Annotated in this window: 22 protein-coding genes; all 22 read left to right on the top strand. The window is 47.4% G+C overall.

Going from position 1 to position 25,189, the window contains the following annotated elements:
- Positions 1-7 precede the first annotated feature (7 nt).
- The 22 genes from B5F12_RS00530 (at position 8) to B5F12_RS00430 (ending at position 25,170) form a co-directional block, all read left to right on the top strand.
- The gene (locus tag B5F12_RS00530) at positions 8-3,205 is read left to right on the top strand and encodes an ABC transporter permease (protein ID WP_087228684.1); all 3,198 of its coding nucleotides are present in this window, start codon (positions 8-10) and stop codon (positions 3,203-3,205) included.
- 136 nt (positions 3,206-3,341) lie between these two features.
- A complete protein-coding gene (locus B5F12_RS00525) occupies positions 3,342-3,545 on the top strand; it encodes an alpha/beta-type small acid-soluble spore protein (RefSeq protein ID WP_087228682.1) in 204 nt (67 codons plus the stop codon).
- A 472-nt stretch (positions 3,546-4,017) separates the two neighbouring features.
- Positions 4,018-5,214, top strand: coding sequence for a LuxR C-terminal-related transcriptional regulator (locus B5F12_RS00520; protein WP_087228679.1), 1,197 nt, complete (start codon positions 4,018-4,020; stop codon positions 5,212-5,214).
- A 211-nt stretch (positions 5,215-5,425) separates the two neighbouring features.
- Complete coding sequence (locus B5F12_RS00515; protein WP_158096710.1) at positions 5,426-5,779, top strand: PqqD family protein; 354 nt, start codon at positions 5,426-5,428, stop codon at positions 5,777-5,779.
- Entirely contained in the window at positions 5,776-6,843 is a 1,068-nt protein-coding gene (locus tag B5F12_RS00510) for a radical SAM protein (RefSeq protein ID WP_087228675.1), read from the top strand. Before B5F12_RS00515 ends, B5F12_RS00510 begins: the two co-directional genes overlap by 4 nt.
- 1 nt (position 6,844) lies before the next feature.
- Positions 6,845-7,321, top strand: coding sequence for a hypothetical protein (locus tag B5F12_RS00505; protein WP_087228673.1), 477 nt, complete (start codon positions 6,845-6,847; stop codon positions 7,319-7,321).
- Between the two features lie 143 nt (positions 7,322-7,464).
- The gene (locus tag B5F12_RS00500; RefSeq protein WP_143482289.1) at positions 7,465-8,127 is read left to right on the top strand and encodes a hypothetical protein; all 663 of its coding nucleotides are present in this window, start codon (positions 7,465-7,467) and stop codon (positions 8,125-8,127) included.
- Positions 8,120-9,883: an ABC transporter ATP-binding protein gene (locus B5F12_RS00495; RefSeq protein ID WP_242954862.1), complete on the top strand. Its 1,764-nt coding sequence runs from the start codon at positions 8,120-8,122 to the stop codon at positions 9,881-9,883. Before B5F12_RS00500 ends, B5F12_RS00495 begins: the two co-directional genes overlap by 8 nt.
- A 51-nt stretch (positions 9,884-9,934) precedes the next feature.
- Positions 9,935-10,771 carry an immunoglobulin-like domain-containing protein gene (locus tag B5F12_RS00490; protein WP_087228669.1) on the top strand — a complete coding sequence of 279 codons (837 nt, stop codon included), beginning with the start codon at positions 9,935-9,937 and terminating at the stop codon, positions 10,769-10,771.
- Positions 10,768-12,207 (top strand): polysaccharide biosynthesis tyrosine autokinase, encoded by a 1,440-nt coding sequence (locus tag B5F12_RS00485; RefSeq protein WP_087228667.1) that lies wholly within the window; start codon positions 10,768-10,770, stop codon positions 12,205-12,207. The genes B5F12_RS00490 and B5F12_RS00485 overlap by 4 nt, the downstream gene beginning before the upstream one ends.
- The gene (locus B5F12_RS00480) at positions 12,188-13,648 is read left to right on the top strand and encodes a polysaccharide biosynthesis tyrosine autokinase (protein WP_087228665.1); all 1,461 of its coding nucleotides are present in this window, start codon (positions 12,188-12,190) and stop codon (positions 13,646-13,648) included. The genes B5F12_RS00485 and B5F12_RS00480 overlap by 20 nt, the downstream gene beginning before the upstream one ends.
- Before the next feature lie 52 nt (positions 13,649-13,700).
- Positions 13,701-14,930 (top strand): nucleotidyltransferase family protein, encoded by a 1,230-nt coding sequence (locus B5F12_RS00475; RefSeq protein ID WP_087228663.1) that lies wholly within the window; start codon positions 13,701-13,703, stop codon positions 14,928-14,930.
- Between the two features lie 481 nt (positions 14,931-15,411).
- Positions 15,412-16,596 carry an aminotransferase class I/II-fold pyridoxal phosphate-dependent enzyme gene (locus B5F12_RS00470; RefSeq protein ID WP_242954861.1) on the top strand — a complete coding sequence of 395 codons (1,185 nt, stop codon included), beginning with the start codon at positions 15,412-15,414 and terminating at the stop codon, positions 16,594-16,596.
- Between the two features lie 20 nt (positions 16,597-16,616).
- Entirely contained in the window at positions 16,617-17,264 is a 648-nt protein-coding gene (locus tag B5F12_RS00465) for a sugar transferase (protein WP_087228659.1), read from the top strand.
- Positions 17,261-17,866, top strand: a complete 606-nt coding sequence (locus B5F12_RS00460; RefSeq protein ID WP_087228657.1) for an acetyltransferase — start codon at positions 17,261-17,263, stop codon at positions 17,864-17,866. Before B5F12_RS00465 ends, B5F12_RS00460 begins: the two co-directional genes overlap by 4 nt.
- The gene (locus tag B5F12_RS00455) at positions 17,841-18,992 is read left to right on the top strand and encodes a glycosyltransferase family 4 protein (RefSeq protein ID WP_087228654.1); all 1,152 of its coding nucleotides are present in this window, start codon (positions 17,841-17,843) and stop codon (positions 18,990-18,992) included. Before B5F12_RS00460 ends, B5F12_RS00455 begins: the two co-directional genes overlap by 26 nt.
- Positions 18,993-19,155: 163 nt before the next feature.
- The gene (locus tag B5F12_RS00450; protein WP_087228653.1) at positions 19,156-20,154 is read left to right on the top strand and encodes a glycosyltransferase family 2 protein; all 999 of its coding nucleotides are present in this window, start codon (positions 19,156-19,158) and stop codon (positions 20,152-20,154) included.
- A gap of 30 nt (positions 20,155-20,184) precedes the next feature.
- Positions 20,185-20,736, top strand: a complete 552-nt coding sequence (locus B5F12_RS11620) for a hypothetical protein (RefSeq protein ID WP_143482288.1) — start codon at positions 20,185-20,187, stop codon at positions 20,734-20,736.
- Between the two features lie 26 nt (positions 20,737-20,762).
- Positions 20,763-21,854 (top strand): EpsG family protein, encoded by a 1,092-nt coding sequence (locus B5F12_RS00445; RefSeq protein ID WP_158096709.1) that lies wholly within the window; start codon positions 20,763-20,765, stop codon positions 21,852-21,854.
- Entirely contained in the window at positions 21,851-22,969 is a 1,119-nt protein-coding gene (locus B5F12_RS00440) for a glycosyltransferase (protein WP_087228649.1), read from the top strand. The genes B5F12_RS00445 and B5F12_RS00440 overlap by 4 nt, the downstream gene beginning before the upstream one ends.
- Positions 22,962-24,194, top strand: a complete 1,233-nt coding sequence (locus B5F12_RS00435) for a glycosyltransferase (RefSeq protein ID WP_087228647.1) — start codon at positions 22,962-22,964, stop codon at positions 24,192-24,194. Before B5F12_RS00440 ends, B5F12_RS00435 begins: the two co-directional genes overlap by 8 nt.
- A complete protein-coding gene (locus B5F12_RS00430) occupies positions 24,181-25,170 on the top strand; it encodes a glycosyltransferase family 2 protein (protein ID WP_087228645.1) in 990 nt (329 codons plus the stop codon). The genes B5F12_RS00435 and B5F12_RS00430 overlap by 14 nt, the downstream gene beginning before the upstream one ends.
- The last annotated feature ends 19 nt before the right edge of the window (positions 25,171-25,189 follow it).

Genomic DNA, 25,189 nt, shown 5'->3' with positions numbered 1-25,189 from the left:
ATGCCAGATGATTATTCGAAACGGAATCCTCAGCACGGTGCGTTCCAAAGGGAAAACAGTGCTGTTTACCCTCCTGATTTTTGTTCTGACCCTGTCGTTGGGGCTGGGATTGGGCCTGTGGAGCTACTGTACCCTGACCTTGCAGAGCATGGAGGAGATGTACACATCCATTGCTGTGGTGGAGTACATGGGAGACCAGTACCCGGAGGAGTATGTAGCAGACGAGGCCGCCCGAGAGGCATTGAACCAGCTGGGAGATATTGATCAGGTTCCCGGTGTGGAGTTGTGGGAGACCACCAGCTGGGGTATGGCACTTACGGATGGATACCAGCGGCGGGGTAGTACCGTGCCCTATGAGAACCAACTGGTAGTGGCGGTGTTCAATCTGGTGGCCAAGCAAGAACAGGTGTGGGGGGTGTTGTCCTCCAATGACTTGCCGGACAACTACCTGCTTTTCCTGAATGCGAATAACAGTGCGGCTACCGTGAAGCTGGGCAGTGAGATCTGGGAGAACATTCCCTTCGTGGACCTGTCTGTGGAAACGGTGGATACAGAAAACCTGCCCGATGTCTATTGTACGATGGGCACTCGAGTCACACTGGTGGACGAGACCCGAGGTGTGAACAAAGACATCTCGTTTCTCTTTGAGCAAGGAAATTATTTCAGTTATAACGCTGAGACAGAGGAACTCTCCGGCCTGTACATGGCAGATATGGGCTACATTGGCATTATTGGCGAGAACCTCTACTCCTATGAGGGAAAGAGCGGTGTTGCCATCCAGATTGATCCCGGAGACAGTGGATTTGTTCCGGAGAAAGATGGGCGGTATCTGCTGCACGGTGAAATTTTTGACAGCGGAAGCTCCAACCGTGCCATGGTGGTGACGGACTTCTATGAGGGCTGTGAAGCGTCTCCATGGGTGGCGTTTGACAGCTATGACGACCCGGTGCTCCATGAGGGAATTTTTGCTGAGTACGCGGAAAAGTATGAGTTAGGCAACAACTATATCCGTGTGGACGCCAGCGATGACATTGGGGCGTTGGAGCCCTTCCAGCAGGGAATGCTCTATCTTCTGGACGGACGATTTCCCGCTGCGGGGGAGGAAGGCGTGTGTGTGATCAGCAACGACATTGCCGAGGAACTGGATTTGAAGGTGGGAGACAGCCTCCCGCTGTCCATGATGGAGTCCACCCAGCAGGACCCCTTCGCCCTGGAGGAGACGGGCGAGTCTCAAACGTGGACGGTGGTGGGCATTGCCAACCAGGCGGAGACCTATGAGGGACGTGTTTGGGTGTCCCGAGGACAGGAGTTTCCTCGGACGTCGTTGTTTGGGTATCAGCTGGGCCGGGCTGTGCTGGATAACAACCTGGCGGTAGAGGCCGTGGAACAGATGGAGGCTCTGGTCCCCGATGGGGTGCGCATCACGCTGTTTGACCAGGGGTATTCTGCCGCAGCCCAGCCCTTGCAGGCCATGGAGTCCACGGCTCAGGGGGTCACCTTTGCCTCGCTGATTGGCGTGGTGGCCGTGCTGTTCCTGTTCGCGTTCCTCTTTGTGGGGCGGCAACAGCAGGCAGTGGATGTAATGACCTCTCTGGGTACGCCCAAGGGAAAAATTCGTCTGTGGCTGCTGTCCGGCGCCACCTTGGTGTGCGGCGTGGCTGTGCTGGCAGGAATAGTGATCTCTGCGGCTTCAATGCAATTGCTGGTGCAGCTGGTGTTGAAAGCGGCTGCGGCCTTCTATGCCGCAGATCAGCGGTATAGCAATGGTGCCTTGGGCATCACGAAGGATGTGGAGATGGTCCACCAGTTGCCCCTGTGGCCCAGCTTGGTGGCAGGTGTGGTGGTCTTTGGTGTGGCCCTGGTGCTGTGTGTGGCCTTTGTGGGACAGGCGCAGCGCAAGAACACCCTGCGCCGTGGTAAAACCCGGGTGCGGGTGCCTAAGAGCACCACCAGTGTGGCGGGGAAGGGGGCACTGCGGTTTGCCTATCTCTCTGCTCGCCGGGGCGGTTGGCGCTCCCTAGTGGTGCCGGTGGTTTCTCTGGTGTTGTCTGCGTTCCTGGGCTTTTTGATGGCCACTGCCCAGGGATGGGCGGATCAACGAGCCACCCTCTATGAGAACACCACCATCACAGGCCAGTTTACCTCCACCAACGGAAGACAGTACACGGGCTTGGTCTTGGCCAATCCGTGGAAGATATGGAACTCCGGGATGCTCTCTTCCATCGAAGTCAACGTCACCTATCACTACTGGCTGGAGGGTGAGATGCCCCAATTTGCCAACAACGACTACGGGGCAGATCGCAAAGAGGCTTGGATCAAGGACCAGTCTTCCATGGTATTCCTCAACGGGCTGCAAGTTGCGCCGGAGTTTATCTACGGAGAGGTGCCAAGCGTCACCTGGCTGGAGGGATGGGACGAGAGCTTTTTGGCCGATCCCAGCTATCATGAAAACTGGTCTCAGACCCCATGGCCCTGTGTGGCCAGTGAGCGCTGGATGAAGGAGCAAAACTTGAGTTTGGGAGATGAGATTCCGGTCAACTGTGAGATGCTGAATGGGGCAGTCCCGGTGAAAATTGTGGGCAGCTTCAACCCGGCGGGCGGAGAGGATAATCTCTATTTACCCCTGAGCTATTGGTGTTTGCCGCCTTGGGATACCGAGGACCAGCGGGAGAGCATTCCGCCCTCTGGTAGCTTCCCCAGCGCTTGTTTTACCTTGGGCTCGGCCTATCATCTGGAGGCGTTCCGGGAATATCTCGCCCAGGAGGGATATAACCAGCCGGGGAGCAATGGAAGCAACCGGGTTACGGTTGTGCTCAATGACCACATCTTTAACCAGACGGTGCAGGCCTTGAACCGCTACATCACCTTGGGACAAATCCTGTTCCCAGTGCTCTTTATCCTGATGGGAGTGTTGGGATTTGTGGTGTCCTGGCTGATGGTCAACGGCAGACGCATGGAGTTTGCCATCATGCGGGGCATGGGTGCCCCTAAGAAATTGGTGTTTGGCTCCTTCTTCCTGGAACAGGTGGGGCTGTGCCTGGTGGGCAGCCTGATCAGCGGCCTGATTGTCTCCGTGTGGAGCGGGCAGCCCATGGTTTGGTTGGCGATTGCTGTGTTTGTGCTGTGCTATCTGGCAGGCTGTGCGCTGGCCGTGCGGACTGTGGGGAAAACCAATATCTTCGCGCTGCTGACACAAGGGGACTAAATAGAGCCCATATTCCCATAGAACCATTGGTTTGAATGCTGAATTTTTCCAGATAAAATGGCGAATAGAAAAACGCTGTCTGCTCAAACTATGCTCGGATTCCAAATCCAACACAAGTTTGAAGGAGGACAACAATATGTCTAGCAACAATAGTTCTAACAAGCTGGTGGTTCCCGGTGCCCGTGAGGCCATGGATAAGTTCAAGATGGAGGCTGCCAATGAGGTGGGCGTGAACCTGAAGGCCGGCTATAACGGCGACCTCACCAGCCGTCAGGCCGGTTCTGTGGGCGGCCAGATGGTCAAGAAGATGATCGAGGCCTATGAGAACGGCCTGAAGTAAGCAATAAAACGCACAACAAAAGAAAAGGGCCTGGTGGATGCAGTGCATTCCGCCAGGCCCTTTTGGCGGTTGGAAGGGGCTTCGTTGTACCACTTGAATCATACGTTCGGGTGATTTACAGGAGATAGAAACAAGTGGTAAAATATAATAAAATCCTATGCAAAGAAAGGGAGTGCAGCGCATGGAGCATACCGTTATCGTACCTCGGGCGTTGAAACAGAAGATTACCAGTGCGCTGGCCCGTGGATGGGTTGTGCTTTTTAGCGATCCCTGCGGCTTTGGGAAAATACCTGTGACGGAATAGCGACTGTAATGAAGGTCTGGAATATGATGAGAAAACTGAAAACAATGGTTAGATATCATAAGAATAGCGGCTGAAAACATTTGCTTTTCTCTTAAAGGCACAAAAATTGAATTGGAGAAAAGTGTGCGCAAGTGCGAACACAAATTCTCGCGGAGAAAGGAAGGCCTCATGGAGTATATCACTGTAACAGAAGCTGCAAAAAAGTGGGGAGTTTCCAATCGTATGGTGCAGAAATACTGTGCAGAAGGACGGATTGAAGGGGTTAAAAAGTTTGGTGTCGCATGGGGGATTCCGGCCCATGCCGTCAAACCCAGAGATCCGCGGAAGGAGAGACACATAGATTCCAGAGCATATTCCTGTGAGGAAGAGGCGCTCCAGGGGCTTATGCCACTGATGAACCATCCGTTTCAACCTGGAAAGTGTTTGGAATTTATCGATATGATGGAAGATGGGCCAAAGAAAAAGATTGCTTTGGCTGAATATCACTACTTTAGTGGACGACCAGAGGAGGCCGCACAGGCGGCAGAACTGTTTTTGACAAGTCCAGACTTAGCGGTTCGGTTGTCTGCTTGCCTGATTTATGGATATGCCAACCTGTCACAGGGGCAGATTCAGCAAGCCAGGATGGCCCTGCGGGAGATTCGGGCGGCCATGGAATCAGAGGAAACTGTTTCGACTCAGGCCAAGACCATCGAATCCTTTGTAGCTGCTGCGGCAACGGTCCTCCTCCATCTACCACTGCCCAAGGAACTGCCCCCTTTGCAGCAGTTGCTTCCTGCTCTGCCCCTGGGGTTGCGGGCCTTTGCCATGTATGTACTGTGCCACTATCTCTATTTGCGAGAGGACTATCAGACCAGTTTGGGAATTGTAGAGGCCACCTTAGCTATGGGGGGGCAGAACTATCCTATCCCCGCTATCTATCTACATCTGGTGGCAGTTATGGACTGCATGAGCCTGCGAAAGGTAGCCCGAGCAGAACAACATTTAATGGCTGCGTGGGCCCTGGCCCGCCCAGACGATTTGATCGAGGCATTCGGGGAGCATCATGGATTGTTGGGAGGTATGCTGGAGGCGGTCCTAAAGCCCCAATGGCCTGAGGATTTCAAGCGCATTATCAACATTACTTGTCGCTTTGCTGACGGTTGGCGTAAAATTCACAACCCAGTGACAGGAAATAATGTAGCGGATAATCTAACCACTACGGAGTTTACCATTGCCATGCTGGCGGCCCGGGGATGGACCAATCAGGAGATTGGCCAGCATATGAACATATCGCCGAATACGGTGAAGCGTTATTTGTCAACCTCAATGGAAAAACTCGGAATTACACGTCGAAAAGATTTCAAAAAACATATGCTTCGGTAAATGATGGAAGAAGAGCTACCCGTTTTTCCATAAAAAATGGGTGATGGCAGAGAGTCGAATCAATGGTATAATTTTTATATTTGATGCAGATTGCTTGATTCTTCGACAAAAAATGGAGATATAGAGTGGAAGGAACAAGACGCAAATGTTGTATGATATGTGTGGAAAAATATGAAAAGTGTGATATAATGAGATGCAGGAGGTGACCACAGTGCGATTAAAAAAGAACTTGGTGCTGCGTAAGGTGGCAGGGGAGTACATTGTGGTACCAATTGGGAAGCTATCGAAAATTTCCCCTATGATGCAGGTGACACCGTCCACAGCTTGGTTGTGGGAACAGATGAAAGACAGCGACTTCACAGAGGATTCCTTAGTGGAGTTGGTGCTGGGACATTTCTCTGGTGTAGACGAGCCACGAGCCCGGGCAGATATTCAGGGATTCCTGAATCTGCTGGATGGGAACTATATGTTGGACAATGGCAGGCCGGAGCCCATGTTGGGGTCGGTAGAGGTGCAGGTACCGAACGGATTTAAGGATAAGCTGGGAGGGGAACAGGGTACATGATGAATCGAACGCCGTTTGGCATGGTCAAAATGGCCCAGATGCACCATCGTGCCTATGAAAATGCTACCCCTATACAGGCCACCTTTGAACTGACGCCCCGCTGCGGCTTCAACTGCCGCATGTGCTACGTTCACCTTCCGCCAGAGCGGATTTCCTATGTGGGAGATGGGCGGGAACTGACCGGAGAGGAGTGGCTGGAGCTGGGGCGACAGGCGGCGGATATGGGTGTGCTGGAGCTATGCATCACCGGCGGAGATCCCATCTGTCACCCGGACTTTCCGGCCATCTGGACGGGACTGGCTCAGATGGGGTTTCGGCTTACGTTGCAGACCAATGCCTCCCAGCTGACTGGGGATTTGTTAGACCTGCTGGATGAATACCCGCCGGAGATGGTGAAAATCACCCTCTATGGCTCCAATGACCAGGTATACCGGGAGGTGTGTCGGGTGAAGCGGGGCTTTACCCGAGTGGATGCAGGCATCCAGGCATTGAAGGAACGGGGGCATGCCATCCAATTGGTGACCACATTTATTCAGCAAAACCGGGAAGATGCTCAGAGCATTGCCGCCTATGCCAAGTCGAACGAGCTGCCGTGGTACTATAGTGCCGCCTGCTACCCTTCGCTCCGTGGGGCGGACAGTGAGGCCGAAACCTGCGCCATCCCCATGTGGGATGAGACGGGAGCGGAGGAGCTGTCCAAGCTGTGGAACAGCATGAAGCCCGCCAGTGAGGATATCCCCGCCAAATTGTGCTCGGGCTACCGCACCGCCTTTAACATCAGTTGGGACGGAAACATGCGGTTCTGCCTGTTTTTGAATGAGCCGAACCTGTCTGTAGTGGGTCGGGACTTGAAGGAATGCTGGCAGGAGTTACTGGACTTCTGGGAAGGCTTGCGGTGGCCGGAGGAGTGCTATACCTGTGACTATCGCACTCGGTGCCGGAAGTGTCTGGCCCATCTGGCCTGCTTCAGCGGTGGGCTGGGACGGTTGAGTCGTACTTATTGTGAGAAAATGAAACGAATTATGGACTTACCCCAAAAACAAGGGGGAGAAAAGGAGCATTGATATGGAAGGTCAAGTGTTTGTGCAGTATACGGGGATTGGAGGAAATAACTTGGATCAAGGGATTATGACTATGTCAGTCGAGGGATCATCGGCAGAGGCTGGGATAGAGGGAGGCTTGATTCCGAGCACTAACGTAACCTGGGTATTGCCGGGTGGAATTACCAACAGAAAATTCAGAATTGATCCCATAACTCCTTATCAAGGAGGTGAGTGGGGATACATGCTTCACACTAAAGAAGATAGTCCAATTCCAAATACAGATAACGATGTAATTGCATGGGTGTCGGGAAAACATCCTGACGCCGAATTTGATGAGAATGGAAACCTCACTACAATTGGACTCGAAACGACAATAGAAAGTGATATTAACAAAGAGCTATATGATTATGTAAGGAGAGCTATGTCATTTCAAGGAGGTTCAGACTGGAGGGATTTTGTTGAATATTTTGCCCTGGATATATGCGTGTTTATTAGATGATGAACGTAACAATATGCCGTTGGCGTTGCATTAACTCCAGAGTGATATGTATTCCTTATTGCAAAGAACTCCCTACGGAATGGGAAAAATTTGAAGCAAAAGACGATGGGGATAGTAGAATAAGAGTTTTAGTGCAAAAAAAAATGACATCAAATTATGATTTGAGGTGTTTTCAACCCCAACCAGGCCCTGCCGTCTTTCTGAGTAAAAATGCCCTTCTCAGCGCTAACCACGACTGGACCGAGGCCTGTATTACCCTGCTGGATGGCAAGGAGGAGGGCTTGGAAGGAGCCCTCATCGCTGCCATTATGACCCACCTGTCCACCCGGGGGGGCTTGATGATCCACACCTCTCTGGTGGACTACCAGGGAAAGGGCATTCTTTTCGTGGGCCCCTCCGGTATCGGCAAGACTACCCAGGCAGAGTTGTGGATGAAGTACCGGGACGCCATTATCATTAACGGAGATATGGCCCTGGTGGGAGAGAAGGACGGATCGTTTACAGGCTACGGATGCCCCTGGCATGGCTCCTCTCCCTACTGTGAGAATCGTCAGGTTCCATTGGCAGGTATCGTTGTACTGGAACAGGCCAAAGAGAACACCTTGGAGCGGCTCCACGGTGTAGCCATGATTGAGCGGATGATGCGCAACATCTTCCTGCCCCACTGGTACCAGAAGGGAGCGGAGGCGGCCATGGAGACGGTGGACCACCTGCTGTCCACGGTGCCGGTGTATCTGCTGAAATGTCGGCCGGATGAGGAGGCTGTAGCCATGGTAGAAAGGGCCTTGTTTGATACGAATGATTAAAGCAATCAAACACTATATCACACGAATTCGGGAGGGCAGACTCCAAGAGCTGCTCTCCCAATGGCTTTGGATGGGTGGCTATGTCCGCAAGTATTGGTTGCTCATCGGAACATACACCCTCATCGGGGCCTCCGGCTCCCTCATGGGGTTGGGCACCTCTCTGCTGTCCCGAAACCTAGTGGACTCGGTGACCGGAGATAGCACCGTGAAAATTTTGGCCTCTGCCCTGGGCTATGCCGGGGTGGGCCTGTTTCAGATGGTGATTTCTGCGTTTCGTACCCGGCTCTCCCTGCGCATTACCATGAAGGTGGGCAACAAAATTCGCAGCGATATTTTTGCGCAAATCCTGCGGACCGAGTGGGAGCACCTGTCTCAGTTTCCCTCGGGAGATCTGTTATACCGCATCAACGGAGATACCTCTGTAGTGGTCAACAACATTTTGACCTATCTGCCCAATGTGGCCTCTATCCTCATCTCCTTTGGTGGTGCTTTCTGGGTGATGATGCAAAATGACCCGTGGATGGCCCTCATTGCCTTAGCTGGTGCACCCATTTCCTTCCTCAGCACCCGATTTTCCATGCGGAAAATGCGGGAGTTTCAGAAGAAGCAGATGGAGCTGCAGAGCCATAAGACGGTATTCAACCAGGAGGCCTTGCAAAACATGCAGATGATCAAGGCTTTCGGACTGGTGGAGTATTTTATCCAGCAGTATACCGAGGTACAGGACCAGTCTTTGGAATATGCCATGGTACAGAATACCTTCCAGTCCAAGATGACCATTCTTACCGGACTGATTGGCCAGCTCATCGGCTATGCCTGTTATGGATTTGCGGTCTTTCGCCTGTGGCAAGGACAAATCACCTATGGCACCATGACCCTCTTTGTGTCCATGGCCTCTTCTTTGCGAGGTTCCTTCTCTGGGGTGCTGAATCTACTGCCCACCGCCATGCGGGCAGGTATCAGCGCCGGGCGCATCATGGAGGTAGTCCAGTTACCTCGAGAGTCGGAAGAAGACCTGGAAAAGGGGCGGACCATGCTGGAGCGAGCCAGAAAAACGGGTGTCCAGGTGGAAATGAAGGGTGTAAGCGTGGCATACGGGGACAATGATCCGGTGTATACCCATGCCGATATGCTGGCCCGACCTGGGGAGATCATTGCCCTCATCGGCCCCTCAGGGCAGGGCAAGACCACAACCCTTCGGGTACTGTTGGGACTATATCATACCCAGGAAGGGCAGGTTACGGTGGCCAATCCCGGAGGAGAAACGGAATCTGTGAGCGCGGGAACTCGTTGCCTGTTTAGCTACATACCTCAGGGGAACACCCTCTTTTCTGGGACCATTGCAGATAATATGCGTATGTTAAAGCCGGATGCCAGCGACCAGGATATCATCGAGGCGCTGAAAACAGCGGATGCGTGGGAGTTTGTGGAGAAATTGGACCAGGGCATTGATACCCCCGTCCGAGAAGGCGGAAACCGTTTTTCGGAGGGACAAAAGCAGCGACTTTCCATTGCCCGGGCGTTGCTCCTTCGCACACCAGTGCTCCTGTTGGATGAGGCCACCAGTGCGCTGGATATGGCCACCGAACGCCGCGTGTTAAAAAACATCTTGCGCCGTGACCCTTTGCAGACCATCATCGTCACAGCTCACCGTCCCAGTGTCCTATCCATGTGTCATCGCGTCTATAAAGTTCAGGACGGACGTTTTGATGAGGTGAATGATGCGGAAATCCAAGAATTTTTGCAGGGAGATTAGGAAAGGCGAAACCAGAGGAGACAGCTTGGTTCTAGAAAGAAAGGAAACGCCATGAAAATCATTCGAATTTTGCTGCTGATTTGTGCTGTGTTGGCTGTGGGGCTGTTTGGGGTCTCGGAGACCATTGCGTGGAGGCAGAGAGATTTGGCAGCGCCGCAATTGACGGCAGACACCGATGTGGTGGAAGTGCCCTGCGCCTATACGAGACAGGATTTGATGAAGGGGATTCGGGCCTGGGACGAGGAAGACGGAGACTTAACCGATGAAGTGGTGCTGAGCACATTGTCACGGTTTCTGGAAGACGGTGTGTGCAACCTGACCTATGTGGTATTTGATGATGCAGATCAGGCGGCATCTTTGACCCGAAAGGTGCGGTTTGTGGATTATCATGCCCCTCGGTTCACCCTCACGACTCCTTTGGTGTACGAAGAGGGAACGGGTTCCTACAATGATATTGTCAATGCTCTTGGGGCCCAAGATGCACTGGATGGAGACAGAACGGAGTGGATTGTTCGGACGGCCACCAACCTGAATTTTCAAACGGTTGGAACGTATTCCGTCTCTTTTGAGGTGAGCAACAGCTTCGGAGACAGTTCCTCGGTGCAGCTTCCAGTGCATGTGATTCCCACACAGGCGGGAAATGGAGGCATTTCCCTCAACACAGGACTGGTATATCTGGAAGTGGGACAGACGTTGGAGCCAACCCAGTATATACAGCACGTGACCGCAGCGGACGGCTCAGAATTGGAACTGCAAACGGTGAATATTACCTCTCAGGTTAATACCCAGGCAGCAGGCTGTTATGAAGTCCACTATGAGGTGAAGGATGCCCGAGGAAACTCCTATGAGACGTGGTTGACCGTGATTGTGGACGGGAGGGCAGCATGAATCGAACCGAACATTGGATGAGTGAAGTGAGTGTGCGGGGGCTGTGCGTCGACCTGATGCGCAATCTATGGATGATTGTATTGGCGGTCATCACCATGTGGTGTGCCACCGTGGGATTGCACAACCTCACCTACCAGCCTATGTATACCTCTTCCGCCACTTTGGTGATTGGAGTGAAGGGAGATAGCAATATTTACTCCTCGCTGTCACTGGCCTCCCAAATGGCAGAGGTATTTGGTCAGGTGTTCCAAAGCGATGCCCTGCGTGAAAGAATTGCCGCTGATGTGGGAACTGATGTGCAGGGTGAAATCAGCTGCTCTCTGGTGACCCAAACCAACTTGCTGGTGGTTAAGGCCACCAGCGCACGGCCCAGACCGGCGTACGTCTATCTCAATTCTGCCCTGGAGCACTATGAAGGGGTATCGGAACAAATTTTCTCCAATGCAGAACTTCAAATCGTACAGGAGCCGGATGTGCCACTTGCCCCCTCGAATACCTCGTGGTTCCTAAAATATCAGGGAATACTTATGGTTGTAGGGGCAGTGGGAATGGCGTTCCTTATTGCGTTGTGCTACATTGCTCGATTTACTGTGAAAACGGCGGAGGCTGCTCGCATCCAGTTGGATGGACCGATTCAGGGAACGATACCCTTTGAACGAAGAAATGTGGCCCTAGGGAAAAAGCGGAATAAGAAGGCTTTTTTGCTCAATTCCCCTGAAGTGAGTATGAATTTTGCTGAGGCCATGAGAAATATCGGAACCCGGCTGGAGCGTCATCTGCGACACCACGGATACCAGGTTCTTCTGGTGACTAGTGTAGCGGAAAACGAAGGAAAATCGACCACTGCAGCCAACCTAGCTCTGGCACTGGCGGAAAAACAAAAACGGGTGTTGCTGGTGGATGCTGATCTGCGAAAACCTTCCCAGTACAAGGTGTTTGAGGTCCGAAGAGATGACACGGTATCTTTTTCTCGGGTGTTGGAGGGAGAAAAAGACTGGAAAGATATCGTCGGGTATAGCCGTAAGAGTGGCCTTTGGATGCTCTTCCAGTTTTTGCAGGCGAAAGATCCCGGAGGCGCACTCAGGGAAGGACGTATGCGGGAACTCCTGACGGAGTGGAAGAAACAAATGGACTATATCATTGTGGACTGTGCCCCCATTTCGGCAGCTGCAGATGCGGAAATCTGGATGGCGGCTGTGGATTCGGTGCTTCTGGTGGTAAGAGAGGACTGGGCAGATGTGCGGTATATCAATGATGGAGTGGATGTTGTTCGACAAAATCACACGGATTTCTCTGGTTTTATACTCAATGCATTCCATAAAGAGTGGTCCTCCAAGCACTACGGTTATCAATACGAAAAATATGGAACATATTCCAATGAAGACGGGGCTGAGGATGGTGGAGAGGGTCTGAAATATGGAAGAAATAAAACGTGAGATCCAGGGACGATATAATGACGAAGAAATCGACCTGTTACAACTATTGTTGGACATGGGAAAACATTTTCGACACTTATGGTGGCTGTGTGTGCTTTTGGTGTTAGGAAGTGCGGCGCTAGTGACGGGGGCGCTCTTCGTTTTGCGAAGCCCGATGTACCAAAGTAGTGCTAGTTTTACCGTGGCAACGGGGGAGGAAAGTGGAAGTTATAGCTTTTACTATGACAGCGGAACAGCTGACCAGTTGTCTATGACATTCCCTTATATTTTGGAGAGTGGGTACTTCCGCAGCGTATTGTTGGAACATCTGGGGACAAATAACTTGAATGGAACCATTACAGCGGAGACGATTTCGGGCTCCAATGTGGTGACCATGAAGGTGCAAAGCTCTAGTCCACAAGATGCGTACGCGATCTTAACGACTGCGATTGAAATCTATCCAGAAGCGGCCCACTTTGTGCTAGGGGATATTAGTTTTTCCATGCTGACACAGCCTCAGATTCCTAGTGAGCCGTATAATCGGCCCAGCATAGGGAAAAGCTGTTTGCTTGGAGCTGGCCTGGGAATGTTGCTTTCAATGGCGATTTTGTTATTGTTGGCAATCTTTCGCAAAAATGTGTGCGCGAAGGAAGAGATGAGGAAGATCACCAGTATGCGGTGTCTGGCCATGCTACCTCGGGTCCATGTAAAAGCGCGGACAAAAAAACGTACGATGCAGCTCTCTTTTCTTAATCCATCTCTGCCCCACGGCTATACGGAAAGTATCCGTGTGCTGAAAAATCGAGTTGTGAAGGCAATGGAGTCCAAGAATCAAAAGGTGCTATTGGTTACCAGTACGGTTCCTGGGGAAGGAAAATCTGTAACAGCGGTAAATCTGGCTGGACAATTGGCCATAGACGGTGCCCGAGTTCTCTTGGTAGATGGCGATTTGAGAAAACAGCAGGATGGGCAACTTCTAAACCTCACGGCTGAGTACGGATTGATGGAGGCTTGTAAAGAGTCGGATATGGCAGCTGTATGGAAGGGAATTGAGCGAAATAGCGCTACATTGCAAGAGCGTGGTCTGCTGTTTTTGGGAGGAAGAAAAGTGTTGAACCAGCCGGCGTCACTACTCAATAGCTCAGAGCTGAAACGCTGTATGCAGTCCTTGCGAGCAGAGGTGGATTATATTATAATTGATAGCCCACCCTGTGGAATGTTTCAAGATACGGCCATTCTGGCTGAATACGTGGATAGCGTCTTGTATCTTGTGGGCTATGATCGCCTGCCTGCCAGTGCGATTCGGGAAGGTATTCACGCATTGGGCGGACAACTGGCTACTTTTCTGGGATATGCATTTAACTCATGCCCTGAGAATCGAGGGGGGGACGGCTATGGATATGGGAAATATGGATATGGCCGTTATGGAATGTATGGATATAGTGGCAGGAAAGAAAGATGATTCAGGCGAATATACGAGGGAAGGGTATTTTGGTGATTGAGGGGCCGACATTATGAGAAAAAGTGCCATGGAAATAAATTGGGAAACTCGGGATTTGTTTCTTCGTATGGTAGGAGATTTTGCGGTGGATAGAAAGGGTGTTTATCCAGATTGTAGCGATGAGTTGGAGGACTTGCTTTATCTAGCGCATATCCATAGCCTTGAACCTGTTGTGTACTACATGCTTCGGGAACAACGAAAGCAGTTGTTGGAACAAAAGCCAGAGCTATTTCGGCATATGCAAAGAGCATATCACTCTGCCGTGTATGTGTCAGTAACTCAGGAGGCTAGCAGAGCGGAAATTGAAGAAACCTTCAAGAGAGCGGGCGTCAAATTAGTTTTCTTTAAGGGGGCGCAGCTGCGAGAGTTGTATCCTGTGCCAGAACTGCGTACCATGGGAGATATGGATTGCCTGATTCGCCGGGAAGACAGGCCTAAGGCACATCAACTGATGCTTCAACTAGGGTATGAGTGTCAGGTGGACGCAGAGCCGGTGTGGATGTACAATAGAAATGGCATTGTGATTGAAATGCATACGCGAGTCGCTGCGGATAGTCTGGGCAATGGAGTTGATTACCCAACGATGTTCTCAGATGCGATGATGCATGTCCACGAAGAGAACGGATACCTCTGCCTCGAATGGGAGTACCATTTTTGCTATCTCATCTACCATATTGCCAAGCACTTGAGCTCAACAGGAGCTGGTGTGCGGATGATAGCTGATATTGCGGCATTTATGTATCGGCGGGCTAACCAGATGGAGTGGGAGCGGGTGAAGTCCGTGCTCCAGGAGTTTCAACTATGGAAAACGACATTGGCGGTGTTCGGATTATGTCACCAATGGTTTTCTGTAGAGATACCTACAGATGATATAGTATCAGAACAGACTTTGAATGATTTGGAGGCGTATATCATAGCTGGAGGGACCTTCGGCTTTGAGACGCATGATGCAGGGGATATTTATCGCAAAAGGGCGTTGCGTGGCGGGGCGGATACTACGGGATGGAAATACCGCATGAGATTGACAAGAAGCTATCTATTTCCGCCAAAACGATACCTTGTGCAATATTTCTCTCCCACGGAAAAGCACTCTTGGCTGCTGCCGGTGGCTTGGTTTTGTCGTTGCTGGAGGGGGCTCGTGCACCGAAAGGGGCATTCTGTAGCGACCATACAAGCTATGACGCAAGGGGATGCGTCCCGCAGCTATCGGGAAGTACTCATGCTTAAGGAAATAGGATTATGAAGAGGAATGCTCTATAATACGAAATCTGGAGTATCCACAGTTTTTGCCTCCATCATAAAACAAAAATCCTCTGTCGCTATCTGGGAGTATAAGCAAAAAACTCTGTGGTATTACCGCAGAGTTTTTTGCTCTTTCTGAGCTAAAAACGAATGGCAAAATGTATATTCAGTGCAATTGCTGTGAAATTGTGCAGTTTGTCGAATCGCTCTTTTGAAATAGACGAAGTGTTGTGGGAGTGTACAATAAACGGGGCAGGGATGGCAAGAATTTCTACAGACCGAGGAGTGAGGGGTGTATTGTAAAAAGAGAAGGGATAAGGTAGAATAAACTGTATATACCCTGTGATATGCTAATAAAGAAATATAATGATATCACACAGGGATCATGGTAGAAAATGAGGGAGTGCTTTGCACTTAGATCAAAAGGAGCGTTGAAGATCGTGAAGCCTTTTAAGAAAAAAGTGTGGCTCTCTACTCCCACGATGCACGGAGAAGAGTTGCGCTACATAACAGAAGCATACGAGAGTAATTGGATGTCTACGGTGGGTGAAAACATCAATGAAGTGGAGCGCATGACCTGTGAAAAGGTGGGATGTAACTATGCGGTGGCTTTGTCTGCAGGTACCGCTGCCCTACACCTATGTGTGAAGCTGGCGGGGGTAAAGCCTGGGGATAAGGTGTTTTGCTCTGATATGACCTTTGGTGCAACGGTCAATCCTGTGGTATATGAGGGTGGCGAGCCGGTGTTTATTGACACTGAGCGTGATACTTGGAACATGGATCCAGTGGCATTGGAGAAGGCTTTTGAGTTATATCCTGACGTCAAAGTAGTGGTGCTGGTACATCTGTATGGTACTCCTGCTAAAGTGGATGAGATTCGCGCCATCTGCGACAAGCATGGTGCTGTGCTCATTGAGGATGCTGCCGAGTCACTGGGTGCTACATATAAGGGACGGCAGACGGGAACCTTTGGTGCCTATCGTGCCATCTCCTTCAATGGGAATAAAATCATTACCGGTTCTTCTGGGGGTATGTTACTCACTGATAATGAACATGCCGCCAATAAGGCCCGCAAGTGGTCCACTCAGAGCCGTGAGAATGCCCCGTGGTACCAGCATGAGGAGCTGGGCTATAACTACCGCATGAGCAACGTAATTGCCGGTGTAGTACGTGGACAGTACCCTCATCTGGAAGAACACATTGCTCAGAAGAAGGCCATCTACATGCGGTACAAAGAGGGGTTCAAAGATTTGCCTGTGACCATGAATCCCTATGACGAGACAAACAGTGAGCCCAATTTTTGGCTGTCTTGCCTGCTGATTAACGAGGAGGCTATGTGTCGTCAGGTACGCGGTGAGCAGGAGGCCCTGTACATCAGCGAACCGGGGAAGAGCTGCCCCACTGAGATTCTGGAGAAACTTGCCGCATACAACGCAGAGGGACGTCCTATTTGGAAACCGATGCATATGCAGCCCATTTACCGGATGCATGCTTTTGTCACCCGTGAGGGCAATGGTCGAGCCAATACCAACGCTTATATTGCTGGTTCTGGCGTTGACGTGGGCATGGATATTTTCCAGCGTGGCCTGTGTTTGCCCAGTGATAATAAGATGACCGAAGAGGAACAGGCCCAGGTCATTGAGATCGTGAAGAGCTGTTTTGCATAATGGAGGAGAGACGAGAGAGTATGGTGCAGACAAAGCACACACCCTATGGTTTGTATGAGCGCTTTTTTAAACGAGCTCTAGATATTTTCTGTTCTTTGATGGCACTTCTGGTGTTTTGGTGGCTATATGTGATCGTGGCCATTTTGGTTCGGGTGAAGCTGGGCAGTCCGGTGCTGTTTACCCAGGATCGGCCAGGGAAGGACGAGAAGATTTTTAAGCTCTATAAGTTCCGCACCATGACAGATGCCCGAGATGAGAATGGTAGGCTACTGCCTGATGATGTGCGTTTGACCAAGTTTGGTAAGTTGCTGCGTTCCACCAGCTTGGATGAGTTGCCTGAGGTGTTCAATATTCTCAAGGGAGACATGTCTATCATTGGTCCTCGGCCGCTGCTGGTGAAGTATTTGCCCCTTTACAATGAGGAGCAAAAGCGTAGACACGAGGTGCGTCCAGGTCTGTCTGGCTATGCACAGGTCAACGGCCGCAATAGCGTGTCCTGGGAAGAGAAGTTCCGCATGGACGTGGAGTATGTAGACCATGTGACCTTTGTGGGGGATGTGAAAATCATTCTGGGTACGGTACTGAAGGCGTTTGTCAAACGAGAAGGAATCAATTCGGAGACGGCGGCTACGATGGAAGAGTTCAAAGGGACAGTGAAGAGTAAATGAAAACACTGGGGATTATTGGTGCCAGTGGCCACGGGAAAGTGGTTGCGGATATTGCCAAGAAATTGGGATATGAAGAGATCGTGTTTTTTGATGACAATCCAGAGGTAGACTACTGTGGTACTTATCCTGTTGTCGGAGTAACACAGAACATTTTCGAGTGCAACTGCCATGCATTTGTCGCTATTGGAAATCCAATGGTGCGCAGCCGTCTGCTGGAACAGCTGGAGCGAGAGGAGAAGTACGTTCCGGTATTGGTCCACCCCAGTGCAGTGGTGGCGGAGGATATTCAGCTTGGAACGGGAACTGTGGTGGCGGCAGGTGCGGTGATAAATCCCGGTGCTAGGATTGGAAAAGGTTGTATTATCAATACCTGTTCTTCGGTCGACCATGATTGCATCGTTGAGGACTATGTACATGTTTCGGTTGGTACACATGTGGCTGGTACGGTTTGCATCGGACATCACACCTGGGTGGGTACCGGTGCGACTGTGAGCAACAATGTGAACATTTGTGCCAACTGCATGATTGGTGCTGGTGCTGTGGTGTGCAAAGATATTGTAGAGGGGGGGACCTATATTGGAGTCCCGGCAAAGAAGAAATAAAATATGCTATGTAGTTACGATTCCTACTACAATTAGAGCCTTTTTCATCCCACAGCTGAAGTATTTGGCGGAACATGGGTATGACATCACGGTTGTGTGTGGACAGGACGATAAGCTACAACAGGACCTGGGGGATAATATTTGTTATACTCCTGTGGATATGCCCAGAGGCTTCTCTCTGTTTGGCTCATTGAAGGCAATCAAGTTACTGTACAATGTCATGAAAAGCAACAGATTTGACCTTGTTCAATACTCCACACCGAATGCTGCGTTGTATGCATCTATTGCATCAAAGCTGGCCGGTGTTAAGCGGCGAAATTATCATCTTATGGGATTCAGATATTTAGGGGCATCCGGAATTGGACGAGCCTTTCTTAAGGGAATTGAAAAGATTTCATGTATGCTGTCAACCTCTATTGAATGTGTTAGTGACTCGAACCTGAAACTTGGAATTCAGGAAAAGGTTTTTGAAGCCGAAAAGGCAACGGTTGTATGGAATGGTAGCACAGGCGGAGTGGATTTGAAACGCTTTGACTATGCTAACAGATACATCTGGCGAAATGAAGTCCGAACCCCATTGGGCCTTAAGAATGATGATTTTGTATTCGGTTTTGTGGGACGAATCACAAAAGATAAAGGTGTTAACGAAATTTTGGAAGCATTTCTGAGCAGTCAAGCGGGAGCAAAACTTCTACTTGTCGGAGCGGAGGAAGGTTTGGACACCTTGGAGCAACAACTGCTTCAAAAAGCAAAGTCTCATCCAGATGTTATATTTCAAGGATCGGTAACCGATGTAGAACGGTATTTTGCTGCCATCGATGTACTGCTGTTACCCAGCTATCGAGAGGGATTTGGCAATGTAATCATTGAAGCGGCAGCTATGGGAACTCCGGCTATAGTCAGCAATATTCCAGGGCCCATTGATGCGGTTGACCCAGGTAAGACGGCGCTTGTCGTGCCAGTCAAAAATGTAAGCGAGTTGAGAAAGGCTATGGAGCGCACTCGTGGAGACGGAACTCATGGGATGGAAGAGGCTTGCGTGGAGTTTGTGCGGACACACTTTGACAGTGAGAGATTGTGTGAAAAAATATATGGTCGCAAGGGGAAATTATTAGACAATGTTTAGAATTGCTTTGGCAACCGTTATTTATGGAATTTGTGCCATATGGCACCAGAGAAGCGGATAAGGTTATGAGTGGCATTAACCCAGAATTACACAGCTCCATGAACGCGTCAATGATGAAATCAGAGTAAGAAACTGAGTGATGAAAATGAGGAGAGTGTGGTAGATGGAACCATTATTTAGTGTAATTGTACCAATATATGGTGTTGAAAAATACATTGACAAATGTATCGGAAGCATACTCAACCAGACGTTTACGGACTATGAGCTTATTCTTGTTGATGATGGTTCTTTAGATAGATGTCCACAGATATGCGACGAATATGCGAAGACTGATGACAGAATTAAGGTTATTCACAAAGCGAATGGTGGTCTTGTTAGTGCGAGAAAAGCGGGATGTAAAGTTGCATCTGGTAAATATATTGTGAATGTAGATGGAGATGACTGGATTAGAGATGGTTATTTTGATGCTATAGCTCAGATTGCAGAACAATATGAGCCGGAAGTAATTTGCTTTGGAACGATATATCATTGGGGCAATAGAGAGGAGGAAGTCTCTTGTCAATATACATCGAAGTACTATTCAAGAGAGGAAATAGAAAATGAGATTTTCCCTGTTTTGATCGAAGCAGAGACTGGTGAGTACTTTCCTCCATCTATTTGGTCCAAGGCAGTAAGACGAGATTTGTATAGAACTTGTCAAGATAAGGTCGATGATAGAATTGTCATTGGGGAAGATGTGGCATGTACAAGGCAGATTATATATTGGGCTAAAAATATGTATGTCATGAATGATTGCCTTTATTACTATAGACAAAATGATCAATCTATGACAAAAAGTAAAAAGGCATTTAGCATGAGATCTCCAGAATTAATCTCGCATATTCTTATGGAACTTGCCTCAAACAATGTCCAAATGGAACTGCAAGTGTACCGTTGTGTTTGCCATTTATTTTTTATAGCAGCGTTGACACAGTTCAACAGGCAGGAGCATTATCGAAAGATAGTGGGCGATATTGAGATGGAACTGGAAAAGGAATATATTCAAACAGCAATTCAAAAGTGTTACTACAAGCCGCTATATTACAAAGGAAGAATCGCTTTGTTTTGCTTAAGACATAAACTGTTTTATGCAATGAAACTTTTGAATTTTACTAGAAAATGATAAAGTATAGAAGATGTGTGAGAATGATTTATGGATAATAAATTAAGAGAGATAATCAAAGAAGACAAGCAGTATTATTTTGGAAAAGAAATGAAAAAAAGCTTGTACCGTAGAATAACTCAAAATCCGCTTTATAAACGTGGAGAATACGTTATTGTATGTAGGAAGCTTGGGTATCACAAAGCCCATACCGGTTTGTGTCACCAGTTACTGGCGATTATATATTTAAGAAAGAAAAACATATTGGGGAAAAAGTTAAATATCGAGTTAGGACCAGATGAATTTGGACGGCGACTTAGAATTTATCATAATGACATCGTTGTCAACGCAGGTGCGGTGATAGGGGATGATTGTGAATTTTATGGAAATAACTGCATTGGAAATAAGGGAAGTGGTTCCGAACCATTAGGGGCACCAACTATAGGAAATAATGTGTCTTTTGGGGTGGGAGCAAATGCAATTGGAAGAATTTCGATTTGTGACCATGTACAGGTTAGTAGTATGTCCTTGGTAAATAAGGACATTACAGAAGCTGGATTATATGGAGGCGTTCCCGCACAATTGATTAGGTCTAAAACATGAGCCTACTTGGAATGAGGAGGAGAACATTGGTTGTATCATTATCTTATTTAGGAAGTGTTGCACTGTATGTATTTATCTTTATAGTATCTGCATGTGTGTTAAGAGTAAGGGTAAGAAATCGAACGCTTCAAATTGTTCTAGCCTCCCTACTTCCATTTCTGATTTCAGCATTCCGCTATAATGTTGGATGGGATTATGGAAGCTATGTGTTGGGATATGAATTGTTTGATCCAGGTATATCTATTTTTGAAATATTTAGTGGATATCAGTTTGGTGACTCCATAGGGTTAAATCTTGTGTTACTCATTACGAAGTCTTTGAATTCCCAATTTCTGTACTTGGGGATTACTAGTGCGCTTTGTTTTGTGCCTGCGTTTCTTTACTTAAAAAAAGAATGGGATACACGAGAATATTTCATTCCACTAGCGATTTTTGTAACGGGATTCTCCCTGTTTTTCACCGGTCTTAGCGCAATAAAGCAAGGGATTGCCATTAGTTTTTGCTTATACTCATTAACTTATGTATTCCATCGAAAACCCCTTAAATTCTTGTTGTTTGTAGCCATTGCTTTCTTGTTTCACTCCAGCGCGCTCATATTCTTGCCTATATACTTGTGCTGGGATCATAAGGGAAGATTAGCGGGGTGGAAGCAATTTTGTGCAATAGGGGGAGCGTTTGTATTTCTTATCTTTTTTACGGATATTATTTCCACCTTCGGTGGAGAAAGATTTGAGGATTATGCTACTTCAGTTGTTAGAACGAACAATTACATGTTTTATCTGATGCTATTTTGGCTGGTTATCTTTCTAGTGTGTAGACGAAAACTTATTAACCTAGATGCCAGAAATGAGTTGATGATTGTCCTCTATGCTATTGCAGTCATTTTTATGCTTTTGGGCTTTCAGAATGCATTTGTAAAGCGGATTGCTAGTTATTTCGATGTGGTTCAAATTATATTACTACCTCAAATGGTCTTTGTTTTTACAAAACGAAGTAGACGGCTTGCTGTGATGTTGCTCGGAGTTTACATTGTTTTATATTGTATTTTGCAAAATAGTGGAGCGGCGGGAAGTATGGCTCCTATTCCATATGCTTTCTTGTTTGGTGGTTTAGAATGAAAAAAATATGTATATTGCAGAATAGCATGACATATGGTGGAACGGACACATTTGTTATCAATCTTTGTAGGGGACTGGTGAAAGACGGATATGATGTGACCGTCGTTTTGTCAGCTGACGAAAACGAAACGCTTCCAAGGGAAGGAGAGCTATTAGATACAGGTGTTCGAATCTTGAAAACCTGTCATTTGCATGGGGGTGCGTCAAAGCTTAAACATTTAAAGCTTCTATACGCAGAATTAAAGAGAGGAAAGTACGATGCCTTTCAGAGCAATATTGACCTCTTTAACGGGCCACAGATGCTGGTGGCATGGCTGGCGGGTGTGCCTGTGCGAGAATGTCACTCCCATAATTCTCAACAGGGGAGAGAATTGAGTCAGGGAAGGACCGTGCCAATCAGATTCTATCAAGGCGTGATGCGTTGGCTATGTTGGACATTTTCAAATCGGCGATGTGGATGTTCTGAAATAGCAATGGATTTTTTGTTTAAAAAGAGATGGAAAAATGATTTACATTCCAAAGTGGTTTATAATGGGATCGACTTCTCAGCTTACAGCAACTATTTAGATTTGCAAGTTAAGAAAAAAGAATTAGGAATATCCAAACGATGGAACGTTTGTACTGTTGGTAGAATGACCTATCAGAAAAACTCTTTTTTTATTGTAGAAATTATGAAATCTTTATTAAACATTAGAAAAGATTGTGATTTTATATGGGTCGGGACTGGAGAGTTGAAAGATGAGATTCAGAATAAAATTGAAGAGTATGGCATAGAGGACAACGTGCATTTGTTGGGAGTAAGAGAAGATGTTCCCGATATTTTGAGAAGCTGCGATATATTTCTTCTACCAAGTATATTTGAGGGGCTAGCTATAGTTTTAATTGAAGCACAAGCTGCGGGTCTACAATGTGTTGTATCTAATACAACGGCCGTTGAATCAAACTGTGGGGGATGTTTATATCTTCCTTTAGAGGAAAGTGCTGATTATTGGGCAAATAAAATATGTGAAATTCTAGACGGAAAAATCAAAGTAAACGTGAAAAATGATATACTCAATAACTTTAGCGTAGATCATATGGTGAATGAAATGGAGGAGATTTTGTCCAATGAATGACAGGAAAAGGATTGTTTTTGTCAATCTTCATTCCGACTGGATGCTTCTAAAATCTGCGTCAGTGTATCTATTTAAATATTCAGCTGCAATCAAACATGGATATTTGTTAAAATATCTACTGAAGAATCCGGAGTATGAAGTGTGTAACTACATCAATGATAGAGGATTTTCAATTTTGAGGAATGACAACGAAATGTTGATGAAGTTACTTAATATCTTTCGTTTTGCAGAGAATAGAAAAACTATGAAAGTCAATGGAATTGCAGCTGGAGATATTACAATTATAAAAGATATATCCCAAATTCAAAAGGACGACATAGTCATTCTATACAATGTATGTGCGGATAACTATCGTCAAATGTCTGGGGTGCATGCGTTCAAAGCGTTGAGTATGTTGCATTTCCATGGTTTGGCAACTGAAGATGAAATAATTAACAATTCAGATGTAAGCTGTCTATTTGGGGAAGTTGATTTACAGAAAAACTGTGAACTATATCGTACATATTACCATGTGGATAAACCATGGGTGACACATCCCTTTGTGTATGCAGAACGATTTCAAAATAAGGTGCCCTTTGAAAAAAGAAAAAATATGGCGTTTGCTACTGGTACAATCACTTATAAAAATCATAAAGAATTTCTGGCTGTCTATGGAGACGCTTGTGACCAACCGACACGAAAGCAGATTAAGGATAATCCAGAGTTTTTTAAAGATACAGTGTACTGTACAAGTAGTGACTATCTGGAAGATGACGCCGGGAAAAAAGTTAACGAAACAGATATTCTACCTGTTAAATTATATAAGAAAATATATAATAGAACCCATGTCGGAAAGCAGAAAAAGTATTACTCCTTTGACATGGTAGAAGCATTTAACAACTACAAGATGTGCATTGTTGGTGAAGAAATTTTGGGGATTCCTGGAATAGGCTTTGTGGAGGGAATGGCTTGCGGCTGCGCCTACATTGGACAGGATATGCCTGCCTATCGGGATTGGGGGCTCATTCCCGGTATCCATTACATAACATATGATGGAACCAAGGAGGACTTGAAGCGGGTAATCGAATATTACCAAATGGATGACCATCAGACTGAACTTGAAAAAATAGCTCGTACAGGTTGCGAGTATGTTAGGACAAATTTTAGCGGGAATGCTGTTGCAGCGAAGTTATTAGAACAATTAGAAGAAGCGCAGAGGAAGTGGTTAAATAATGGAAGAGCCTAAAGTTACTATTATTGTCCCAGCGTATAATGCGGAAAACTCAATAGAGCGAACGTTGAAGAGTATTCTTTTGGGCACATATAAGAATATTGAGGTTCTTGTTGTAAATGATGGATCAACTGATGCTACTGAAAATATGGTGAGATCAGTTATTGCTAGAGACCAGAGAGTAAGGCTGATTTCTCAAGTTAATTCTGGTGTTGGAGCAGCAAGGAGTAGAGGAATTAAGGAAAGTTCAGGGGAATATATTGCATTTTGTGATTCAGACGATTGGTTTGAACAAGATTATTTGCAAGAACATGTTAAACACCTAAAAAACTATAACGCAGAAATATCTATGTGTCGAACACATGTAAGCAATAGCAAAGATGTTGCTAATAGCCAAGATGTAATGATTATAGAAAAGCCTGACCTGATGAGAGCTTATTTGAGTTATGGCGGAGTATCTGTTGCGCTATGGGATAAAGTATTCAAGAAGAGTATTTTAGATGTCAAAGAAATAATAAATGAGTTACGCTATTCTGAAGACCTGTATATGAACTATGTTGCATGTAAACGAGCGAGTAGATTGGTAAGATTCAACACCACAAAGTACAACTGGTTTAACAATTCTACGTCCCTTTCTAGAGGGAAATTCAACCCAGTAAAGCTAGAGTGTGATTTTTGGGCATGGAATATGATCATAGCTGATTGCAAAATAAACTACCCAGAATTAGAGGAAGTGGCACGGCTTAGTAGTGAGTTGTGGATATGTGGCACATTTCGCCTAATGGTTAGCCGCCGATATAAAAACAGAAAGTTGGAAAAGAAAATTGCAAAGTATATTAGGCAGGATGGATTAAAGGTTTTTAGCGCAGAAAAAAACAAAAGGAATAAGGCGTTTTTGCGCATTGCATACATATCATTCCCGCTGGCAAGAGGAGTCTGGTATGTAATGAATGACCTTAAATTTATAGTCAAGAAAGCACTGAGAAAGTGATTTGAGCTTGGAGGGGTTG

This window comes from Pseudoflavonifractor sp. An176 (genome assembly GCF_002160435.1).
GTDB classification, from domain to species: domain Bacteria; phylum Bacillota; class Clostridia; order Oscillospirales; family Oscillospiraceae; genus Enterenecus; species Enterenecus faecium.
This window is presented reverse-complemented; position numbering and strand designations above follow the sequence as displayed.